Annotated in this window: 15 protein-coding genes; 11 read left to right on the top strand and 4 right to left on the bottom strand. The window is 43.9% G+C overall.

Annotated elements, in window-relative coordinates; translation table 11 throughout:
- Positions 1–43: 43 nt before the first annotated feature.
- Positions 44–988 (bottom strand): glutaminase A, encoded by a 945-nt coding sequence (glsA, locus tag BLW49_RS22585; protein WP_090727007.1) that lies wholly within the window; start codon positions 986–988, stop codon positions 44–46.
- A gap of 222 nt (positions 989–1,210) precedes the next feature.
- Between glsA and BLW49_RS22580 the strand changes: the two genes are divergently transcribed.
- Positions 1,211–1,678, top strand: a complete 468-nt coding sequence (locus BLW49_RS22580; RefSeq protein WP_090727005.1) for a DinB family protein — start codon at positions 1,211–1,213, stop codon at positions 1,676–1,678.
- Between the two features lie 89 nt (positions 1,679–1,767).
- Positions 1,768–2,334: a 5' nucleotidase, NT5C type gene (locus BLW49_RS22575; protein WP_076315238.1), complete on the top strand. Its 567-nt coding sequence runs from the start codon at positions 1,768–1,770 to the stop codon at positions 2,332–2,334.
- Positions 2,335–2,484: 150 nt separating this feature from the next.
- On the opposite strand, the gene BLW49_RS22570 is transcribed toward BLW49_RS22575, so the two are convergent.
- Positions 2,485–2,613, bottom strand: a complete 129-nt coding sequence (locus tag BLW49_RS22570; protein ID WP_076315239.1) for a DUF4023 family protein — start codon at positions 2,611–2,613, stop codon at positions 2,485–2,487.
- A gap of 338 nt (positions 2,614–2,951) precedes the next feature.
- On the opposite strand from BLW49_RS22570, the gene metE reads away from it, so the two are divergent.
- From metE to BLW49_RS22545, 5 genes are all read left to right on the top strand, one after another.
- Positions 2,952–5,243, top strand: coding sequence for a 5-methyltetrahydropteroyltriglutamate--homocysteine S-methyltransferase (gene metE, locus BLW49_RS22565; protein WP_090727003.1), 2,292 nt, complete (start codon positions 2,952–2,954; stop codon positions 5,241–5,243).
- Positions 5,244–5,497: 254 nt separating this feature from the next.
- Positions 5,498–7,894, top strand: coding sequence for a polyprenyl synthetase family protein (locus BLW49_RS22560; protein WP_090727002.1), 2,397 nt, complete (start codon positions 5,498–5,500; stop codon positions 7,892–7,894).
- 226 nt (positions 7,895–8,120) lie between these two features.
- Complete coding sequence (locus tag BLW49_RS22555; RefSeq protein ID WP_090727000.1) at positions 8,121–8,462, top strand: cupin domain-containing protein; 342 nt, start codon at positions 8,121–8,123, stop codon at positions 8,460–8,462.
- 203 nt (positions 8,463–8,665) lie between these two features.
- Positions 8,666–10,138 carry a protein adenylyltransferase SelO gene (locus BLW49_RS22550; protein WP_090726998.1) on the top strand — a complete coding sequence of 491 codons (1,473 nt, stop codon included), beginning with the start codon at positions 8,666–8,668 and terminating at the stop codon, positions 10,136–10,138.
- Between the two features lie 125 nt (positions 10,139–10,263).
- A complete protein-coding gene (locus BLW49_RS22545; RefSeq protein WP_090726996.1) occupies positions 10,264–10,980 on the top strand; it encodes a hypothetical protein in 717 nt (238 codons plus the stop codon).
- Positions 10,981–11,149: 169 nt separating this feature from the next.
- Here the strand turns inward: BLW49_RS22545 and BLW49_RS22540 are convergent, their stop codons facing one another.
- Positions 11,150–12,310: an MFS transporter gene (locus BLW49_RS22540; protein ID WP_090726995.1), complete on the bottom strand. Its 1,161-nt coding sequence runs from the start codon at positions 12,308–12,310 to the stop codon at positions 11,150–11,152.
- Positions 12,311–12,501: 191 nt separating this feature from the next.
- Here BLW49_RS22540 and BLW49_RS22535 point away from each other — a divergent pair, with 191 nt between their 5' ends.
- A complete protein-coding gene (locus BLW49_RS22535; protein ID WP_371264610.1) occupies positions 12,502–12,852 on the top strand; it encodes a winged helix-turn-helix transcriptional regulator in 351 nt (116 codons plus the stop codon).
- A 45-nt stretch (positions 12,853–12,897) separates the two neighbouring features.
- On the opposite strand, the gene BLW49_RS22530 is transcribed toward BLW49_RS22535, so the two are convergent.
- The gene (locus BLW49_RS22530) at positions 12,898–13,692 is read right to left on the bottom strand and encodes a sulfite exporter TauE/SafE family protein (protein ID WP_076315244.1); all 795 of its coding nucleotides are present in this window, start codon (positions 13,690–13,692) and stop codon (positions 12,898–12,900) included.
- 188 nt (positions 13,693–13,880) lie between these two features.
- Between BLW49_RS22530 and BLW49_RS22525 the strand changes: the two genes are divergently transcribed.
- From BLW49_RS22525 to BLW49_RS22515, 3 genes are all read left to right on the top strand, one after another.
- The gene (locus tag BLW49_RS22525) at positions 13,881–15,194 is read left to right on the top strand and encodes an extracellular solute-binding protein (protein ID WP_090726991.1); all 1,314 of its coding nucleotides are present in this window, start codon (positions 13,881–13,883) and stop codon (positions 15,192–15,194) included.
- A 57-nt stretch (positions 15,195–15,251) separates the two neighbouring features.
- Positions 15,252–16,133, top strand: a complete 882-nt coding sequence (locus BLW49_RS22520; protein ID WP_090726990.1) for a carbohydrate ABC transporter permease — start codon at positions 15,252–15,254, stop codon at positions 16,131–16,133.
- Between the two features lie 83 nt (positions 16,134–16,216).
- Positions 16,217–17,092: a carbohydrate ABC transporter permease gene (locus tag BLW49_RS22515; RefSeq protein WP_090726988.1), complete on the top strand. Its 876-nt coding sequence runs from the start codon at positions 16,217–16,219 to the stop codon at positions 17,090–17,092.
- Positions 17,093–17,132 lie beyond the last annotated feature (40 nt).

The raw sequence follows: 17,132 nt of genomic DNA, 5'->3' as shown, positions 1-17,132 counted from the left end.
CACATTGTTAATGCTGTCCAAGCGTGTAGCTTCTCTTTCCGGATTAGAACATGCTCCAGTTCATCTGCTTGGATACGATCTCAAGCAAATGAACTCCTGCCTGGCTGTTCCCCTTATCGTTCAGCGAAGGACCAATAACGCCGATTCCGTATCGACCAGGAACAAGTGACAAGATCCCACCGGATACACCGCTTTTTGCAGGCAAACCAACATCAATGGCAAATTCGCCAGAAGCATTGTACATGCCGCATGTTGTCATGAATGTCTTCGCAATCTGTACATATCTCTTGGGCAGCAGTCTATTCCCCGTAAGTGGATCCATGCCATCAAAGGCAAGAATTAACCCCATTCGCGCCAAGTCCGCACACTGAACCAGGATGGAGCAGTGCCTGAAATAAATGTCCAGTACCTCATCCACGTCTCCAATCAGCACTTGATTCCCCTTAAGAAAGTAGGCAATCGAACGATTTAGATCGCCGCTTTCCAGCTCTGAATTGAAAACATCGATATCATAAGCAAGTTCATCTTTTCCGGTCAAGCTATGGAATAAGTTTAAAATTCGCTGCGATTTTTCCTTCATGTTTTTGCCATGAATGAGAGAAGTAACTGTAATCGCACCTGCATTGATAAAAGGATTGAAGGGAATACCTGGACGCACAAGCTCAAGCTTCAGCATGGAATTGAAATTGTCTCCTGTGGGCTCCATGCCAACACGTTTGAACACTTCATCTTCGCCATTATCCATGAGTGCGAGAATGAGCGTAAACACTTTTGAGATGCTCTGCATGGTAAACACCTGGGAACAATCTCCTGCAGATACGGATTCGCCGTCAGGTGCAAGGATGGTGATGCCGAGAGCATCGTGTGGAGCTTTGGAAAGCTCGGGAATATAAGAGGCAACTTTTCCATTCACGGAACAGGGGATACTGGCTTCCACCCAGCTCGGTAATGACTGCCGCAAGGTACCTAGTTCTTTTTTATCGGACATTCAAAATCTCTCCTTTACACGGCTATCCATTATTTTCTCTGTATAAGAAAACATCTAATTTCTTAATATCTTAGTTTACCTTATTTGAAGTTCTGGGGGAACAAAATAGCAAGCAAGAATCCGATCATTTGATTGAATTTGACTGAAGTTAGTATTACCTTGCATAGAGGATTTAGTAAAATTTTGTATAATATTGATACAAATAGAAGAGGAGGGGACGTAATGAACAGTAGACATGAGGTATTATTTGAACAGTTGAATACATATCGAATGGAGCTGCTACACCTTGTGCAGGACGTTACCGCAGAAGAAGCAGAGATCATACCTGCGGGGTTCAACAACAATATTAGATGGAATCTGGGGCATATCATTCTAGATCAGTATTTATGGATACGTGTTCTTACTAAGGAAGAACTGGCAGTATCAAGTGCATTTAATGAGTGGTTCGGTTATGGAACCAGTCCGGCCCAGTTCACAGAAGATACCCCATCCTTGCCTGAGCTGGCCGCTCTATTGAAGGCACAACCAGGCTTTATTCGGGAGACATACAAGGATCGAATGGAAGAAGAGTTTGCTCCTACAGAGATGGGAATGCACACAATTGAGCAAGTGCTCATCCGAACTATTTTTCATGAAGGACTTCATTTGGGTGCGATTATAGCTATAAAGAGACAAATCAGAAATAAATAATTCATGTCTGTCGTTTGACAAATACTTTCTTCTAATGTATCAATAAAATGAATTAGAAAGTAAGATTTCAGCCAATAGCAGGAGGATCTATGACGAAGCCCGTAGTAGCAGTAGACATGGACGATACGATATGTCATTTCATCAGAAGAGCAATATTTCATAACAACAATGATTTTCCGACACATCCATTACGGTATGAAGACATGATCGACTGGAACACGGATCACCTGCGTCATCCAGACAGTACGCGTGATGTATTCTTTAACCGGCCGCGAATTTACGAAGAGCTGGAGCTATTTGATGAGCATGTTGTAGCTGAGATGGAGAAGCTTAATGAAGCATATGATCTGATTATCGTTACGGCGGGAGACCCTTCATCGGCAGCGGAGAAGTGGAACTGGCTTCAGAAGCATATGCCGTTTATTTCTTTACAGCAGCTGTTTGTGTGTAAAAGGAAATCTCTGATCGAATATGATCTTCTCATCGATGATGGTATGCATAATCTATTGCCCGCCATAGAGCGAGGGAAGAAGGTTCTCTGTATCCCTCATCCATGGAATCTAAAGGCACTGGAGCAATACAAAGTACCTGTGATGGAATCATGGGAAGGTGCAAAAGAAAGAATTGATGCGATCTTCAATATGGAGCAATCATGAAACTATCAAGATTGAATGATGGATTTGAAAAAGCCTGACACGTCAGGCTTTTTTCTATAGGTCGCATCTCTGTCGGAAACAGAGGCTTGACCAAACAGACATGCTCCTGAAAATCTTAAAACGACAACAATGTAGATATATAAATGTCGTTTACTTATTGGTACTATGCTGCTTGGATGGGAGCTTATCGCCAGGCGTGCCTTTGCCATTATTTTTGTTATGGCGTTGTTTCTCGGCATTTTCGTTTAATTTCTTCACATATTCATGAGTGCTTTCCATGATTTGTTGCCTCCTCTTAATTAAGTTCTTCTTCGTTCGTTTACCTTGCTTAATATAACCACGCACTGCTCAATATATTTCATGATTCGACCTAATCCACTCCATTTGTTTGTCGTTTGTTTTTGTGGCTTTTCGACAACTTTAAATCAACTTATTTGACGAATGAATGATCCACTCCTGTGGAGTCATACGTAATCATGTATTCGACAATTTATCCTTCTCTCTGCTGTTAGCTATAGCTACAGGCTATAACCAGATATAGTTTATTACAGTTACACTATAACCTTTGATCCGTGATATCTTTTGTTTAACAATTTTTCAGATAGGAGTGTTAAGAAATGGTTAAGAGCAGCATATTAGGATATCCACGAATTGGGGTACAGAGAGAATGGAAAAAAGCACTGGAGGCTTATTGGGCAGGCAAGCTTGAAGAAGCCGCGTTTCATGAACAATTGCGAGAGATTCGCTTAAGTCATTTAAGCAAACAAAAAGAACAAGGAATCGATCTTATCCCTGTTGGTGACTTCAGCTACTACGATCAAGTGCTGGATACGGCTGCAATGTTCGGTATCGTACCACAGCGCTTTACATATGATGGCGGCGCTGTACCCCTCTCCATGTATTATGGGATTGCTCGCGGAACCGAAGAGGCCACAGCAAGTGAAATGACAAAATGGTTCAATACGAATTATCACTATATTGTTCCTGAATTGGACGGAGCAGCTCCAGCACTTACAGAAAATAAACCTCTCATTGCCTACAAAGAGGCGAAGGAGGCACTCGGTATTGAAGGTAAACCGGTCATCATTGGACCGCTGACCTTCCTGAAGCTGTCCAAAGGCTACAAGGAAGGAGAGCTGGATCAATGGATCGAGCAGCTGCTCCCGCTATATAGTCAAATCCTTAAGGAATTGTCGAATGAAGGTGTGGAATGGGTGCAGGTTGATGAACCGATCCTTGTGACGAAGCTGGATTCACAGGACATCCAGCGGCTGCAAAAGATCTACAGTACCTTTGCAGCTGCAGCGCCTAAGCTCCAAATTATGCTTCAAACCTATTTTGAATCCGTTGAGAACTATGAGGATATCATTCAGCTGCCGGTACAAGGGATCGGACTTGATCTGGTTCATGGATATTCAGGCAATGTAAGGTCGCTCGAGAAACATGGATTCCCTCAAGACAAAGTGCTTGGAGCTGGTATTATCGATGGACGCGGGATTTGGAAAGCCTCATTGCGTGACAAGCTTGCACAGCTGCAAGATATCAGCAAATGGGTATCTGAGGATCGTCTCATTGTTCAATCTTCCTGCAGCCTGCTTCATGTACCTGTATCCCTAGCAAGCGAAACAGCTCTTGCCCCCGAACTGAAAGGCGCATTGGCCTTTGCCGACGAGAAGCTGAAGGAGCTGGTTCTTCTGACCAAGGGGATCAATCAAGGAAGCGAGGCAATCCAAGCAGAGCTTGCCGATTGTGATGCGTCTCTAAGTGCGCTGGAACAGTCACCAGATCGCAAGCGTAACGATATTCGTGAGCAGGTCGCAGCCATTAGCTCCGTCAATCCAGAGAGAAGTCAGCCATTCTCGAAACGTCACCTGCTTCAACAGGATAAATGGGATTTGCCGCTGCTACCTACAACCACGATTGGCAGCTTCCCGCAGTCGGCTGAGGTACGCAAAGCGCGCAGACTCTGGCGTAAGGGCGAGTGGAGCGACAGCAAATACGAAGGCTTCATCAAGGAGCAGATCGATACATGGATCCATCTGCAGGAAGAGATTGGACTGGACGTGCTTGTACACGGAGAGTTTGAACGGACAGACATGGTTGAATTTTTCGGTGAGAAGCTTGGCGGATTTGCCTTCACTCAGAACGGCTGGGTACAGTCCTACGGCTCTCGCTGCGTGAAGCCGCCTGTCATCTTTGGGGACATTCGATTTGAAGAACCGATGACGGTCAAAGAAACGAAATATGCCCAATCCAAAACTTCACGTCCTGTTAAGGGGATGTTGACAGGTCCGATCACTATTATGAATTGGTCATTTGTGAGAGATGACATTTCAAGAGAGCAGATCGCCTATCAGCTTGCTTACGCACTCAGACAAGAGGTTGAAGCGCTTGAACTGGCGGGCATTGGAATGATTCAAGTCGATGAGCCTGCAGTTCGTGAAGGACTTCCTTTAAAAGAAGAAGAGCAGGCAGAATACTTGGCTTGGTCAGTGAAGGCTTTCCGCTTGACTACAAGCACGGTGAAGGACTCCACCCAAATCCATACCCATATGTGTTACTGCGAATTCCATGATATGATTGATTCGATTGAAGATATGGACGCAGATGTCATTTCGATCGAGACATCACGCAGTCACGGTGAGCTTATTCATAGCTTCGAGGATAATACTTACAAGCTGGGCATCGGACTTGGAGTCTACGATATTCACAGCCCGCGTGTTCCGAAGGTTGAAGAAATGACCTCTATGATTGACCGTGCTCTGCGCGTGCTGGATCCTAAATTATTCTGGATCAATCCCGATTGCGGTTTGAAAACAAGAGGAGCCGAAGAAACGGTACAATCACTGAAGCATATGGTTGAAGCGACCAAAGCAGCTCGGGAAAAATATGCGGTTTCCATCAAATAACAAATCGTGATCCTTATTTCGCAACTTTTTCGCAGTATTAAGAACCTGGCAGACCAGCCAGGTTCTTTTTTTGTCTTATTCCGTGAAGGATGTTAATTTATATCCATAGTATTCATTCTGAAGTTACTTACCAAATGAAGATTCGAACAATACATTTGTAACCCATCAGCTTGTAATACGTATAGGAACAAAGAGAATTGATGAAATCTATAATTAAACATATACAAATTAGGAAACTGAGGTTAGACAACAAAATGATTAAGCAATATACAGATCAATCCGAGACATGGTACCTGCAATCCGAACAGAAGGCGACGGCGTATTTTAAACTGCTACAGCAGCAAGTATGGGATAAGAGTTATGTATCTGCGCTGAAGGATGATTTCAAAGTGTGGAAGAACAAACATATTCATCGACGTTCGATATGGTCTTTTTTTTCGCAGGATAAACAGAAAATGGATGCCAGCAATTATCACAAATACCTATCTTACTTGAATATAACGGGTAGATTAGATGATTATCTAGATCGCAGTGTATCTTATTTTTACTTAAGGGATATGGGCAAATATCTGGATTCTCCGGATACCGAGCTGAAAGTGCAGCAGATGGTTACCATGATTAAACGTCATTTGATAGAACCTAAGCATAGTAATGAAAAGGGGAAGTCACAGCCGGATTTCGTAAGCTTGGCTTCTTTTTATCGGTGGGCTCAGAAGGAAAAGGTGGAGCCGGCAGCCATTTGGGTGATGAATAAGCTGAGCAGTGTCTCCTCCCACATCCCTGAGCAGATGAATGCGGAGCAGGCTCAGCGCAAGCTGATTAAGATCATATTTGGCGTTGTTATGCATGTCCTGGATGATATGGATGGCGATACACCGCCTACAGAACGGGCAAGGAGAATTGATGAGGCAATAAGACTCGGATATTCCTATGGCCTGACTTATCCTTATATTGACGATCTGCTCGATTCCGAAACGTTAAGCACCCAGGAGAAGGAGAGGTACGCTCAATTTATTCGAACGGCACTGCTTACCGGAAAAGTCCCTGCACTACATATTCAAGAATGGTCAGGAGATAATACAGCACTCATTGAATTTATTCATTCTGAGCTTAAGGAAGCATTTGAGTATATTAAAAATTATCAGCGCCCGGAGTCGATAAATACTTTTTTTGAACAATCCTATGTGTTCTTTGAGTCACAGGACATTGACCGTGTAAAAAGCCTTGAAAACACAAGCTACACCAATGAAGAGCTGTACCTTCCTGTCATTCTCAAATCCTCCTCCTCCCGGCTCATTGTGCGTTCCGTCATCAGTGCTCCTGAGGATGAAGGCTTTGATTATCGAACCTTTTACTATGGGATTTACAATCAGCTGGCGGATGATTTCGCGGATATGTTCGAAGACTTGGAGGATGGCGCGGTTACGCCCTATACGTACTATCTAACACACCGGGATCATAGAACAGATTTGGTTAACCCTTTTGAGTTATACTGGGCAGTGATCTCGAACCTGATTCACAATGTATACAAGTCTGATCCGAAGACGAGAGAAGTGATATTAGATCGGGCAATCAATGGTTTGAAGCGCTGCAAGAAGCGTGTCGGTCAACAAAGATACAACGAAATCATGCAGATTTTTTCTTCCGGGCATCCTGAGTTTAACCAGCTCATTCAGTACATGGTGGATAAAGCAGAAGACGTCGACTTCTTCGACAAATTGCTGCGAGATGAGATGCTGAACGTGATGAAGCATGATCAATCCGAGAAAGAAAAGTTTCTAGAGACGCTTAACTCAGCTCAGAACGAAATCAACCGTGTGCTTGAGATCACGAAGCCTGAAGGCATCTCTCCAATGAAGGAGCCGCTCATCGATGCTGCCAACTATAGTCTTGAAGGAGGAGGCAAACGTCTGCGCCCACTGCTAGCCTGGGTTATGGGAGTCAATGAATATGGTCTGGAATATTCGTCCCTTATCCCGCTCCTTCGATCGCTGGAGTATATGCATACGGCTTCCTTGATCTTCGATGATCTTCCATCACAGGATAATGCGGCTACCCGCAGAGGCCGGGCTACACTGCATGAGGTGCACAGCAGCGCTACTGCTGAGTTAACCGGGTTGTTTCTGATTCAAAAAGCGACGGAGGAACAAACCTCCCTGCATCAATTCGACCCAGCTTCGGTGCTCTCTCTGATCCAATACTCCTCCCAAAAGGCAGGGGAAATCTGTATGGGGCAAGCCATGGACCTGAATTCCAAGGGGAAGCCGCTGACACTTGCCGAGCTTGATATGATCTGTTTCTACAAAACAGGGATTGGATTCGAAGCCTCTCTCGTGATGCCGGCAATTCTTGCTAAGGCGAATGAAGCTGAAGTGAATCTGCTCAAAAAGTACGCTTACCATGCAGGTATTGCCTTTCAGATTAAGGATGATCTGCTTGACGCCGAAGGGGATGTAGAGGCACTAGGAAAGCCGATCCAGCAGGATGTTGAGAATAATAACTCCACCTTTGTCACTGTGCTAGGTAAGGAAGGTGCGAGCAAGATGATGTGGGATCATTATTGTAACGCCATCGAAGCCCTGAATGAAATGTCGAGAAAAACCGATTTTCTGAAGCATTTGCTTGACTACATTATTAATCGGAACAATTAAACAGTAGGGTCGGCGAAAAAATGCCGGCTCTTTTTTTATTATTCAAAATGATGTCTCATTCCTTGTGATTGTAATCACAAGGCATCTTATTGGCTAATGATAATTTGAGATTAGATTCATAAGAGGTTAATTCATTAGACGCTCGAATTCACGCAAAATATTAAACCAATTCAAGAGCTTACAGGATCAAAGCGGATCTTATCTTAATATGAGGAGTGTGGCGAAGTTGATTAGAACAAACCTGAAGCAATATCAAGAATATCAGGAGCATAAATTTACAAAACGGATCATTCACAAGGAGAAAGATAATGTTATCTTCTTACTGAACTTCAGTCCTGGTGCAAAGCTGCCAGCTCATCAGCATCCGAATGCGCACGTCTACATTTTGGTGCTGGATGGAGAAGGTGTCATCACAAGTAACGGTTCAGATCTGTTCGTTAAATCGGGTGATGTGATTCATATCGATGGAGAAGAGATGATGTCTTATCAAAATGGAGAAGGCTCCCATTCCAGCTTATATGTTGTCCTTACGAAAATTCCGAGCGAACAATATACGGTCAATATTTAATGGGTTTTCCTATTTGAAAATGATGATGCCAACCGATCACTTTTGGATGTAAAGGACTTTCTCAAGATTTTTTGGTAAACTTAGGATTAAGCATTAAAGCTGCGATTGCAGATCAATACGAGTTGTGAATGCGGATAAGTTTGGCTTTGCCGTAAACAATACAAAAGTGGAGTTTTCATTTTGATGAGAATATAGGAGACATGATGACAAATATGAATGCAAGTAAGGATGCAGGCTGGAACTTTGATCAGAGCTATTCCCGACTGCCGAATCTGCTATATAAACCTACAGAACCTTCTAAAGTAAAAGCTCCAAGCATTGTAATATTAAACAAACCGCTTGCAATGTCACTGGGATTGAATCCAGATTTGTTAAACAGTGAGGAAGGCGCTGCCATTCTCGCAGGGAATATCATCCCCGAGGGAGCTTTACCCATCGCTCAGGCGTATGCTGGACATCAATTCGGGCACTTCAACATGCTTGGAGACGGCCGCGCCATTCTGTTAGGAGAACAATTGACACCAGACGGTGAACGTTTGGATATTCAGCTAAAAGGAGCGGGAAGAACGCCTTTCTCCAGAGGTGGTGATGGCAGGGCAGCGCTCGGACCGATGCTTCGTGAATATATTATTAGTGAGGCGATGCATGGACTTGGAATAGCTACAACCCGCAGTCTGGGCGTTGTCTCAACCGGTGAACCCGTATATCGTGAGAGCGTGCTGCCTGGCGCTGTACTCACCCGTGTTGCAGATAGTCATCTTCGTGTTGGAACCTTTCAATTTGTGAGAAATTGGGGAAGTATCGAGGATCTAAGAGCACTCGCTGATTACACATTAATTAGGCATTATGCTGATGTAGAGCAGGATGAAGGACGATATTTGAATCTCCTGAAGAAAGTGGTGGAACAACAAGCATCACTCATCGCAAAATGGCAGCTGGTCGGCTTTATTCATGGGGTCATGAATACCGACAATATGGCGCTGAGCGGAATCACGATCGATTATGGTCCGTGTGCCTTTATGGATACATATGACACGGCAACCGTATTCAGTTCCATCGATCGCGAGGGCCGCTATGCATATGGTAACCAGCCTCAGATCGGAGGATGGAACCTGGCACGTTTTGCAGAAACGCTGCTGCCCCTCCTGCACGAGGATGAAGATACTGCTGTGAAGATGGCCGAAGAGACGTTATCAGAATATTTCAGCTTATTTCATCAGAACTGGCTGTCGGGTCTACGATCCAAGCTCGGTATATTTAATGAAGAACCAGAAGATGAGGCTTTAATAGCCGAGCTGTTGGATATGATGCAGGAGCATCAGGCGGATTATACGAATACGTTCCGTGCATTGACTTTGAATCAGCTGGCTGGTCAAGTCATGTTTGATACGCAAGAGTATAAGGAATGGCATTCCAAATGGCAGAAGCGTCTAGAGCGGCAAGAAGAGAGCAAGGCTGAGTCGCAAGCTTTAATGAAGAGAAGCAATCCTGCCGTGATTCCTAGAAATCACAGAGTGGAGGAAGCGCTGGAAGCAGCTGTGGAGGATGAGGATCTGTCGGTGATGGAGCAGTTATTGGAGGTTCTAGCTGATCCGTATGCCTATTCTAAGGAACAAGAGGAATATGCCATACTGCCTCCGAAGGATTGTGCATATCAAACCTTTTGTGGAACTTAACGCAGCATTCATTTCATGAATTGAGGCAATCTGCCGATATATAAAGAATCAATGAGGAGCACGCATTTCACCTAATTGGTAAATGTGTGCTTTTTATGTCCTGATCGCGAGAGGAAGGGAAAACAATGATCGTAGATAAGATCAGTGAGTTTGTTCTATTGGAGAGTCTGGTCATGATTCGGGCTCGGGATAATACATTCGGCGGGCGTATTTCTTATATAGATGGAGATGTGTTTGAAATTGCATTGAATGAGAATTTGACCATATCTTTAGGAGAATCCGTGGGCATCACCATTTATGCTGAAGGATTAATTACTTTTGATACCTATCCAATAGGTTTCTATCGTAAGCACCTATTATGTATTCTTCCTCCACCAATTCAAAGGAGAATATTCCAGCGTCGCAAGGATGTTCTGTTACCTGTACATGATTTAACCTGTACCATTGAAGCTTCCGATAAAGTATCAGTTATTGGGACTTATGATGAAGCTCAACTTCTATGTGAAATCAAAAATTTAAGTATGAGTGAGATCTTGTTCTCCTCCATAATACCATTGGATCTAAACAGTAAGGATACCATATTCCTTCATATTGGGGATGACCTCCGATTAGAGGCAATCATTAAACATATCAAACTGTCAGGTGCAAAACCGCTATACTTAGCTGAACTGCAAGAAATAGCGAACCCTCAGAGGCAGGTCCTAAAGTCATTGATCATCAATCAATTGGCAATACATAGAAACGCACAAATCGAATCTGAGCTTGTGATGGTAGATCAAGATAATAAATCGAATGAGATTAATTCGTATGTATTTAATAACTATAAATCAAATAAGAACTGATTCGCGTGTTATATAATACTTGTCATGAAATTTAAATTATACTTAATACATAAAAGAGGTTGGATATCAGTCACATCTAAGGAACGATGTATGATGTCTGTCTATTAGTTCCCCATCCGTATGCTTATATCCAACCTGTATACATAGTTATTGATTTAAAAGGATTTCCTTAACGATGCACAACTCTTTTGCTAGAATGAAAACTGATATACCCTGCTGCAAGACCAAGTACGAGGACGATACCTCCCAACCATGGATGAAACTGCAGCGATGATGTTATATTTGCCATAACTCCACCTGCTCCTGCTCCGGCAGCGATCCCCAGATGAACGATCGAAGAGTTTATACTGAGAATTAGATTGGAAGACCCGGGAGCATGCTGAATGAAATAACTTTGAACCGCCGGACCTGCTGCAAACATCGAAAGGCTCATGATACCCATCAATACAACTCCTATAGAAGCAGCACCTGAAAGAAGTGGAAGGCAGATAAATACCGTGATATGAAGTAGTGTACTTATTTTAATCACCATGGCTGGACCATATCTGTCAATCCCATACCCTCCGAGTTTGGAGCCAATCGCTCCCAAGATGCCAAAAGTAAGCATAATCAGGCTAATTCCCGATGGGTCGATGTGGAAAATATCTTGAATAAACGCAGTGATGTAAGTGAAGAATACCGAATTACCGCTTTCCCTGAAAAATGTTAAGAATAATGCGCTTATAACGACCACACTTCCCACTACCTTAATTTGCTTTGCGACAGGGATCGGAGCATCCCCTTCAACTCTGGGAAGCAAACGCGCAAGGAGAAAAAATACCAGTAAACTTGTGATTGCGAGAATCAAGAAAATCGCTTGCCAATGGAGTGTGTTTGATATCATAATCCCCATCGGTACACCAAGTACCATTGAGATGCTAAAACCAAGAACGATTGTACCAATGGTCCTCCCTAGTTTTTCCGGAGATTGCTGCTTTGCCACAGTCCCCATTGCTGCCACGAAATAGACTCCAGAACTAACACCCAAGATGACCCGTGAACTCATAAGCATCCATATATTCAGGCTTACGAAGGAGATCAGACTTCCTATAACGAAGAGCATTAGAGAACCAAGCAGCACTTTTTTACGATCAATTCGAGAGGTCAGTGATACAATGATCGGTGTTCCAATGGCAAACGAGAGCGAATACACGGTTATTAATTGGCCGGCTATAGCAAGTGTAATATTCAGATCATCAGCAATAGCATAGAGTACACCAGAGACGACCAATTCCGATGTAGCAGTAAGAAAAACGCCTAGTGTAAGCAGATATAACGTAAGTCGATTCATTTTCAACATCCTTTACGTATAAATAAAGTGAATTGCAGTGGTCATGGCTAGCACATGACATTAATAAGCTCACTTTGAGATCTCCTTGTGTTTGTATTATAAGTATGGCTTAACCATATTGTAAGAAGGCAAAATCAATGGATATATTCCAAATGATTTGATTAACTAACTTAAAGTAAGGATAGGGGTGTATGAACCGAATGAACTCACACGAAGAAATACTAGATGCGCTGGAGTTTAATCATATCTGCTCAGTACTGCAGATTCTTGGAGCCAAGTGGGCATTTCTGGTCATTGCCAAGTTATCCAATGGAGCTAAACGATTTAATCAACTACAGCGGGATGCTGCAATCATTAAGACGCAATCTCTCACTGATGTGTTAAGGCGCTTAGAGGATAGCGGTATCGTTAAACGTGAGGTTTTTCCGACAGTACCTGTATCGGTCGAATATTCATTGACAGAGAAAGGAATTGATTTTCTGGACTCATTGAAGGAAATGGAGAAGTGGGGGGAGAAATGGGGAAAAGACCAAAAAGAATAATACACAGAAAAAGGCAGCCGAAATAGTAACTCAGCTGCCCTGCTGTTAGCTCTTGAACATTAACCGAATCGCTACGAAGATCAGTGCTATTGACAGGAAGCGTAGGATCACCCCTCCTGGGAGCTTCGATGCAATTCTCGCTCCAAGCTGACTGCCGATGAGAGAACCTGCTGCCAGCCACAATAGTTTCATGAAATCGATATGTCCTAAGGCTAGATGCGCAATACTTCCTGATGTAGCAGAGATCAGGATCGATAAGCTGGAAGTGGCGGCAGCGATATGTGCTGGAAACGAGAGCAGCATGACCATCGTCGGTACCATGACAGAGCCTCCCCCGATGCCGAAGAAGCTGGATATGAATCCGACAACCAGTGCAATGGAGACGCCGGCCTTTAGATTAAATGAATAGGTGTGTGTTGTTCCACTCGCATCACTGAATGCTCGAGTAACCGTAGGCTTCAGTAATGAATTTTGTGATTTTTGCGGTTTTTTCAGTAGAAATATCGCCATGCATAGTAGAAAAACACCCAGTGCCACGAAAAATCCACGATTACTCACAATATTGGCTGTAAAGGCACCGAGAACAGAACCAGGTATCATGGCGACCGCGAATAATGTGCCACTCTTCATATCAATTCTTCTCTGCTTCACATAAGCAATCGTGCTGGATAGTGATCCGAACACTAATACAGCTAGAGACGTTCCGACAATCTCCGAGACAGGCATATCATAGGCGAAGGCAAGAAAAGGAACAATGATAAATCCTCCGCCAAGTCCAACGACCGCTCCGCATAATGAAGACAATACTCCGACAAGGAGCAGTACGACAATTTCAATCATATGTAAACCTTCTTCCGAGTGAGTTGGCCAAACCCTATTCTACACGAATCGTTTATCGATAAGCCGCGATCATCGCGGTTTATTTTTATCCGTTATTTTTCTACCTTCTTACCGATGTTATTCTCCTTATCAGGTGTAAGCGCTTCTATTAGAATGAGACTTAACATATTTAAGGGGGTTAGCCATACATGAAGAAATGGAGTATTGTCCTTAGCTTGTGCTTGCTTATCTCGGTCATTGCTGCAGGATGCGGCGGAGGAAGTGGAACGAGCGGCAATAACGAAGATTCAGAGAAGGTGTCCATCACCATATGGCACAACTGGACAGGTCAGGATGCCAAGGCCGTAGCGATGCGAGGTATTATTGAGCAATTTAGAGCAGATCACCCGAACATTGAAGTGATTGATGAAGGACTGCCGTCCGATGGGCTGCGTACAAGACTCCGTACGGTGGCTGCCGCTGATGAAATGCCTGATCTTTTCGTCATGTGGCCGGATGCCATGACCAAGGAATTCGTTAAAGGGGATCTGTTACAGCCTATTAACGAAGAACTTGACCAAAATCCGGAGTGGAAGGATAAGTTCATTCCCAATGCGCTTGACGGCTATACCGTGGATGGGAATATATACTCTGTACCGATGAACCTTGCGCCAAGCTCTTTTATCTATTACAACGAAGCCTTGTTCAAAGAACACGGGGTTAAGGTCCCAACCACTTGGGCGGAACTGGAATCCGCGATTCAGACATTTAATGAGAAGGATGTCATTCCCATTGCTCTCGGTAATAAGGCTAACTGGGTTGTCCAATCTACACTGTTCAGCACACTTGCGGACCGGATTACAGGAACAGAATGGTTCTTATCGGCGATCGAGCAGAGCGGTGCAAAATTTACAGATCCAGCGTTTGTAGAAGCTTTGAATGTGCTTAAGAAGCTTGGAGACTCAGGTGCTTTTCAGGATGGCTTTAACAGCATCGATGAAACGCAAATGATGCAGCTCTATTTTCAAGGAAAAGCAGCGATGGTCATTAATGGCGGATGGGCCCTGGCTAACCTGGTGAATAACGCACCGGAAGAAGTGCTGAACAATACCCATATCACGATACTGCCTCCAATCGAAGGAGGGAAGGGCCAGGAGAATGTAACCGCTGGAGTCGTCGGCACGGGTCTTGGTGTTAGCAAGAAGCTGACTGGCGAACGCAAAGAAGCAGCTATGGAGCTATTTTATGAATTAGCCGGTCCAGACGGTCAAAAAGCAACGCTTGAGAGCAGCACGCTCGTCAGCTATGACGTTGAACTGGATCGAAGCAAGGCTCATCCACTCTTTGTAGAGCTGTATGAACTGATGCAGGATGTCAAGATTACGCCTGTATATGATTCCAAGTTTGGCTCAGCCGCAACCGAAGTGGTCAACAATAGCCTGCAAGAGCTGTTGATGAACGGCAATCCGGAAGAGGTTGCCCGTAAGATTCAGGATGCCCAGGCTGCAGCCGTTGGAAAATAGAATAATCCCCTTCCCGATAGGGGAGGGGTATTCTCATTTAAAGGGAGTGTCAAAGCCATGAATGCATTGCGAAATCGCCGCTTTATTGTTATAGGACTCGCTCCTGCTGTAATTCTTTATGCTCTGTTTGTGTTCGTACCGGTCATTTGGTCAGCGTACTATGGTTTTTTTGACTGGTCAGGAATTGGGGACGCGGTCTATATCGGAGTTCAGAATTACGCAGAGATTTTTAAAGACCCGATCTTTTGGCGGGCACTGAAAAATAACATTATCTTTGTGCTTGCCTCTGTTTTTGGACAGATTCCGCTGGCGCTGGTCTTGGCCGTTCTGCTGCATAAGAGCAGCTTTTTGCAAAAGTTTCTACGTTCAGCTGTATTCTTACCTATGGTCTTGTCTACGGTTGTTATTGGTATGATCTGGCAATATATCTATCACCCTCAGATCGGTATCTTGAACTTTCTCCTGGATGCACTACATCTCGAGAATTGGAAGATGGAATGGCTGTCAGATCCGGCCATCGCGATCTATTCGCTCGTTCCTCCATTACTCTGGAGTTTTGTCGGATTGTACTTAATCATCTTCGTCTCAGCACTTCAGAACATCCCAGGTGAAATTCATGATGCAGCTAAGATTGACGGAGTAACAGGGATTCGAAAAATATGGAGCATTACTCTGCCCATGATTAAAAACACCGTGCAGGTGGCCGTCATCTTGTGCATATCCGGCAGCTTGAAGTCATTTGATCTTGTCTACATCATGACAAAAGGCGGACCTGCACATACCACAGAATTACTGGCAACCTATATGTATAACTCCACTTTTACGACCTATCGATATGGGTTCGGAAGTGCCATTTCGACTACGATCGTACTGATCAGTCTCTTATTGATTGGAACAAGTCAGTGGATCGCTTCGAGAAAAAAAGAGTCATCGGTGTAATTTGCATTTTTCAGAGTTGATTATAGGCCAAAATACATTTGCAAATTAAATTCATGCCAATAGAATTGAAGGGAGGCATACACATGCAGCCAAACATTGCAGGTGCAAGACCTGCCGTTTCCCAAGCTTCCACTTTGTTTCGTCGGATAGGAAGAGCGTTGTTTTGGTTCGTGCTTTTACTCTATGGAATTGTGACATTGTATCCTTTTGTATGGCTTGTTACGAGTGCCTTCAAGACCAATGAGGATTTCTATAACAGACCCTTTGGATTACCGGAAGTCTGGAAATGGGAAAATTTCACTGTGGCCTGGGAGAGCGCAAATCTTGGAAATGCCTTTAACAATTCGATGATTGTATCGATAGGTTCCTTGGCACTCACCTTATTTATATCCGCTCTTGCCTCCTTTGTGCTTGCCCGGTTTGCCTTTCGATGGAAGGGGATTATGCTTGCATTTTTTGTTATCGGCATGCTGATTCCTATACACAGCACATTGGTTCCTTTGTTTATTCTAATGAAGCAGATGTTTCTATTAAATACTTACTGGGCTCTAATCCTGCCCTACACTGCTTTTGCCCTGCCAACAGCCATCTTTATACTTACTGCATATTTGACCAGTATCCCTCGTGATATCGAAGAGGCCGCGTTTATGGATGGTACAGGGCTGTGGGGGTTATTCTTCCGCATCATGCTTCCGATGTCACTGCCCGCTCTGTCTACCGTAACGATCCTTAGCTTTTTACATGCATGGAATGATTTCTCATTTGCCTTGGTGTTCATTAATAAAACAGAGCTCAAAACACTGCCATTAGCCATCGCTAATTTTGCCGACGGTTATCAGACCGATTATGGACTTACGCTGGCTGCGATGACGTTGTCTATTATTCCAACGGTTCTTCTCTACCTGCTGTTTCAGGAGCAGATGATGAAAGGAATGACAGCCGGAGCAGTCAAGGGTTAACGGATACTAATACCATAACCACATCATGAAGGAGGGGGAT

Origin of the sequence: Paenibacillus sp. PDC88 (genome assembly GCF_900106725.1) — a bacterium.
Classification (GTDB): Bacteria; Bacillota; Bacilli; order Paenibacillales; family Paenibacillaceae; genus Paenibacillus; species Paenibacillus shunpengii.
The sequence above is the reverse complement of the archived record's forward strand: the minus strand, read 5'-3'. Positions and strand labels throughout refer to the sequence as shown.